This is a genomic window from Candidatus Benthicola sp. (genome assembly GCF_058719085.1).
The window spans coordinates 1-5,005 of record NZ_JBZQEK010000109.1 but is presented as its reverse complement, the minus strand read 5'-3'; the positions used below and the strand labels follow the sequence as shown (position 1 = coordinate 5,005).

General features: G+C 68.3%; 5 protein-coding genes. All 5 read left to right on the top strand.

What is annotated here, in order from left to right:
- Positions 1-862 (top strand): HlyD family secretion protein (locus tag AC36XV_RS08655; protein WP_492203286.1); only part of this gene is annotated, 862 nt, incomplete at its 5' end.
- Entirely contained in the window at positions 859-1,857 is a 999-nt protein-coding gene (locus AC36XV_RS08650) for an ABC transporter ATP-binding protein (protein ID WP_492203285.1), read from the top strand. The genes AC36XV_RS08655 and AC36XV_RS08650, both read left to right, overlap by 4 nt.
- Positions 1,850-2,794 carry an ABC transporter ATP-binding protein gene (locus AC36XV_RS08645; protein ID WP_492203284.1) on the top strand — a complete coding sequence of 315 codons (945 nt, stop codon included), beginning with the start codon at positions 1,850-1,852 and terminating at the stop codon, positions 2,792-2,794. Before AC36XV_RS08650 ends, AC36XV_RS08645 begins: the two co-directional genes overlap by 8 nt.
- Complete coding sequence (locus tag AC36XV_RS08640; protein ID WP_492203283.1) at positions 2,791-3,894, top strand: ABC transporter permease; 1,104 nt, start codon at positions 2,791-2,793, stop codon at positions 3,892-3,894. The genes AC36XV_RS08645 and AC36XV_RS08640 overlap by 4 nt, the downstream gene beginning before the upstream one ends.
- Positions 3,891-5,005, top strand: a 1,115-nt coding sequence (locus AC36XV_RS08635) for an ABC transporter permease (protein WP_492203282.1), incomplete at its 3' end; no start/stop codon positions are given. The genes AC36XV_RS08640 and AC36XV_RS08635, both read left to right, overlap by 4 nt.

The window sequence follows — 5,005 nt, the reverse complement described above, 5'->3', positions numbered from 1 at the left end:
CGACCTCGGATTCGAGATCGCCGGACGGGTGGCCGAGATCTCGGTGCGCGAAGGCGACCCCGTCACGAACGGAGAGAAGCTCGCCTCGCTGGATCAGGCGGAACTGAACGCGGCTCTCCGGGCGGCACGGTCCCAGGCCGCCGCCGCCCGGGCCCGGCTCGAGGAGCTCGAGAGCGGCTTTCGGACGGAGGAGGTGGCTCAGGCCCGCGCCAACCTGCGTGCTGCCGAGAGCCGAATGGCGAAGGCGGATGAGGATCTCGAGCGAGGTCGGACCCTCTACCAGGGCGGGGCGATCAGCAAGGAGGCGTTCGACCAGCTGACGACGGCGCGCGACGTGATGCTGGCCGAGGCGGAGGCGGCTCGCGAGCGGCTGCGGCTGATGGAAAGCGGATCCCGGCCCGAGCAGATCGCCGCTCAGAGAGCCGCGGTGGAGGTCGCGGAAGCCGAAGTCGCCCGCATCGGGGCTCGCCTCACCTTCTCCGAGGTCCGCGCCCCGTTCGATGGGGTCGTCACCGTGCGTCACCGGGAGCCCGGAGAGACCGTCTCGCCGGGCCTTCCCGTGGTGACGATCATGAATCCCGCCGACCGCTGGGTGCGGATCTACGTCCCCGGCGACCGGGTCGGAGACCTGCACCTCGGTGATGGGGCGACGATCCGGGCTGACGCCGATCCGGGCAGAACCTACGAAGGTGAGATCATGCACATCGCCGCGGAAGCCGAGTTCACGCCGCGCAACGTGCAGACGACGGAGGAGCGGGTGAAGCTGGTGTACGAGGTCCGGGTGCGGATCACGGGTGATCCGGCGCTGGACCTGAAGCCGGGACTGCCGGCAGATGTGACCGTGCCGACGGGACGGTCGTGAGCCTCGGCGGCAAGGCGACGGCCGAAGAGACCGCGACGGCCGGGCCCATCATTTCCGTACAGGGACTCACCCGGCACTTCGGAGACGTGGCCGCCGTGTCCGAACTCTCGTTTGACGTGGCTCCGGGGGAGCTGTTCGGGATCGTGGGACCGGACGGAGCCGGGAAGACCACCACGGTCCGGATGCTGGCCGGCGTCCTGCCACCGACGTCGGGTGAAGCTCGTGTAGCCGGGGTGTCCATCACCCGGGATCCGGAGGGGGCGAAGCGGAAGATCGCCTACATGGCGCAGCGCTTCGGCCTGTACGAGGACCTCACGGTCCGTGAGAACCTGGATTTCTACGCCGACCTGTACGGCGTTCCCCGCAAAGAGCGGGAACTGCGTCTGGAGCGCCTGTATGCCTTCTCAGGCCTCGGGCCCTTCGAGTCGCGGCTCGCTGGCCAGCTGTCGGGTGGGATGAAGCAGAAGCTGTCTCTCTCCTGTGCGCTCGTGCACCGACCGGAGATCCTCCTGCTCGATGAGCCCACCTTCGGGGTGGATCCGATCTCGCGCCGGGATCTGTGGCTCATCCTGCACGAAATGGTGGCCCGGGGGACCACGATTCTCGTCACCACCGCCTACATGGACGAGGCGGAGCGGTGCGACCGGGTCGCCATGCTTCACGGAGGCCGGCTGCTGGCCCTGGCGCCCCCACGGCAGCTCCAGGCCGAGCTCGAGGGCAGTATCGTGGAGATCCGGGTCGAGCCGTCTCGGGAGGCGGCGCGCCTCCTCCACGAGTTGCCGGGCGTCCGACGCGCCGCGGCCTATGGAGAGGTGGTGCACGTTTCCGTCGAGCGTGGGATCGACGCATGGCCGGAGCTGCGGTCCGCCCTCGAGGCGCAGGGGCTGGCCGCACACGGGGCGGAGATCATCGAACCCTCGCTCGAGGACGTGTTCCTCGCCCGAACGGACCCGGATCTCCTGGCGCGCCAAACGTCGGCGATCGCCGATGACTGACGGAGTGGCGGTCGACGCCCGGAGCCTGACCCGCCGGTTCGGCGACTTCACGGCGGTGGATTCCGTGTCGTTCGAGGTCCGGACCGGGGAGGTGTTCGGGTTTCTGGGACCGAACGGCGCCGGTAAGACGACCACCATCAAGATGCTGAACGGGCTTCTCCCTCCGAGCGAGGGCCAGGCCATCGTCGCGGGCCACGACGTCGTGGGGGAGCGTCGGGAGCTGAAGCGCGACATCGGCTACATGTCGCAGCTGTTCTCTCTCTACCTCGATCTCACCGTGGACGAGAACATCGAGCTGTTCGCCGGTCTGTACGAGGTGCGCGGCGAGAGACTGCGGGAGCGGAGGGATTGGATCCTCGCCATGGCCGGTCTCGAGGAGGCGCGCGGCCGGCGAACCGGCCAGCTTCCCCTCGGCTGGAAGCAGCGCCTGGCGCTCGGCTGCGCGGTACTGCACGAACCGAGAGTCCTGTTTCTGGACGAGCCGACCTCCGGCGTCGATCCGGCGGCACGTCGAGCCTTCTGGGATCTCATCTACGGCCTCGCGGAGGGCGGGACCACGATTCTCGTCAGCACCCACTACATGGAGGAGGCGGAATACTGCGGTCGCGTGGCGCTCATGAACCGGGGACGCCTGATCGCGCTCGACCGTCCGTCCACCCTGCGCTCTTCCCTCGACGAACCGATTCTGGAGGTCCGGACGGAGGACGCGGCGCGGGCCGTCGAGGCCCTGCAGGGGGCCGAGGGGGTGATCGAGGCCGCCATGTTCGGCCGGCGCCTGCACGTGGCGGCGTCCGACGAGGCGCGTGCGCGGACTTCGATCCGGTCACGGTTCGAGAGGGAGGGGCTCCAGGCCGAACGGATCGATCGCATCGATCCGTCGCTCGAGGACGTCTTCGTGGCGCTCGTAAGACGGGAGGGCGGGACGGTGGCCGGATGAGCGGCTCGTGGAGACGTCTGTGGGCCATGGCCCGCAAGGAGGCCATCCAGCTGCGGCGCGACCCGCGCAGCCTGATCCTGGCCTTCGTTCTTCCCCTTCTGATGCTGCTGCTGTTCGGATACGCGATCACCCTCGACGTCCGCAACATCCGCCTCGCGGTGGTGGACCGTTCCGCCAGCCCCGCGAGTCGGCGGCTGATCGATGCCTTCTCCGGCTCCGGCTACTTCGAGATTTCGGCGTGGCCCGCCGGGCCCTCCGCGGCGGAAGAGTGGATCCGCCGCAACCAGGTGACCGGCGTCCTGTCCATCGGGCCCGAGTTCGAGCGCGATCTGGCCGCCGGAAGGACCGCCCGCGTGCAACTGCTCCTCGATGGCAGCGACGCGAACACGGCCTCGATCGCACAGAACTACGCCGGCGCGATCGTGGCTGACTTCGGCGGATCGGGAGCCCGGCCCGCGCTCGAGGTGCGGAGCCGGGTTTGGTACAACGAGTCACTGGAGAGCCGGATCACGATCGTCCCCGGACTGATAGCCGTCATCATGTCCATCATCGCCGCCATGCTCACCTCGCTCACGGTGGCCCGCGAGTGGGAGCGGGGCACGATGGAGCAGCTCGCCGCCACGCCGGTCACCCGGGTGGAGGTGATCATCGGCAAGCTGCTGCCGTATCTCGCCATCGGTCTTCTCGATCTCGCGATCACCTGCGTGGTGGGCGTCTTCCTGTTCTCGGTGCCCCTGCGAGGGAACCTCGCGCTCCTGTTCGCCACGTCGACCCTCTTCCTCCTCGGTGCGCTGGGGTTCGGGATCTTCCTCTCCGCGCTGCTCCGGTCGCAGCTGCTGGCGAGCCAGGCATCCCTGATGTCGACGTACCTGCCGGCGCTGCTCCTTTCGGGATTCATCTTCGCGATCGCGAACATGCCGAAGGTCCTCCAGATCGTGTCGCTCATCGTGCCGGCCCGGTACTTCGTGGCGATTACCCGGGGGATCTTTCTCAAGGGGGTGGGACTCGGGGTCCTGTGGCCCGACGTGCTCGGGCTGGCCGTCTACTCGTGCGTGGGGCTCGGGCTGGCGATCCGGGTGTTCCGGAAGGAGATCACGTGAGCGGCCGGTCGCCGTACCGGCTTCTCGCCGTCGTTCGGAAGGAGTTCCGCCAGCTCCTCCGCGACCCTCGCTCCCGGCCGATCCTTTTCGTGGCGCCGCTCGTTCAGCTTCTGCTGTTCGGGTACGCGGTGAGCACCGATGTGCGGCACGTGAGGACCTTCGTCGTGGACCACGATCGCACCGAACCGTCGCGCGCCCTCGTGGATGCCCTGACCGGATCCGGTTACTTCGATGTGGTGGCCCGCTCCAGCTCGCCGGCCGACATGGTACGCGCTCTCGATCGGGGCTCGGCCACGGTGGCCCTCGAGATTCCTCCGGGATACGCCGCCGATCTGGCTGCCGGGCGGGCGGAAGTGCAGCTGCTGCTGGACGGCTCAGACTCGAACGAGGCGACCGTCGCGCAGGGATATGCGACGCTGATCCTGGCCAGTCACGGAGCCTCGGCGGCCCGAAGGCGAGCGGCCTCGAGGGGCGCCGCGGGACCGTCGGCGGCACGTGCCGGACCGGGAGCGGTCGATCTCCGCGTCCGGGCGTGGTACAACCCGGAGCTCGAGAGCCGTGTGTACAACGTACCGGCCGTGATCGGACTCCTTCTCCTCATCATCTGCCTCATCCTGACGGCGCTGAGCGTCGTGCGGGAGCGGGAAACCGGGACGCTGGATCAGCTCCTGGTGAGTCCGATCAGCTCGGCCGAGCTGATGCTCGGGAAGACCATCCCGGTGCTGCTCGTCGCCCTGGTCGACCTCGTGGTCATCTCGATCGTGGGAACGCTCTGGTTCTCGATCCCGTTCCGGGGCTCCGCGCTGGCGCTCCTCACCGCCGCACTGCTCTTCATCGTGACCGGCCTCTCGATCGGCCTGCTCGTGTCCACGATCTCGCGAACGCAGCAGGAGGCGTTCATGACGATCTTCCTGTTCGTCCTTCCCTCGATCATCCTGTCGGGCTTCTTCTTTCCGATCCGCAGCATGCCCCTCGTGTTTCAGTGGATCACGATCGGGAACCCCGTGCGCTGGTTTCTGGAGATCGTGCGATCGGTGTTTCTGAAGGGAACCGGAGTCCACGAGCTGTGGCTGCCCTACCTGGCGCTGGCCGTGATGGCCGCCGGAGCCCT

What these genes read in the sequence shown, in the direction of transcription:
- AC36XV_RS08640 (WP_492203283.1), top strand. Translation starts at nt 2,791, where the DNA reads ATGAGCGGCTCGTGGAGACGTCTGTGGGCCATGGCCCGCAAGGAGGCC.
- AC36XV_RS08645 (WP_492203284.1), top strand. Translation starts at nt 1,850, where the DNA reads ATGACTGACGGAGTGGCGGTCGACGCCCGGAGCCTGACCCGCCGGTTC.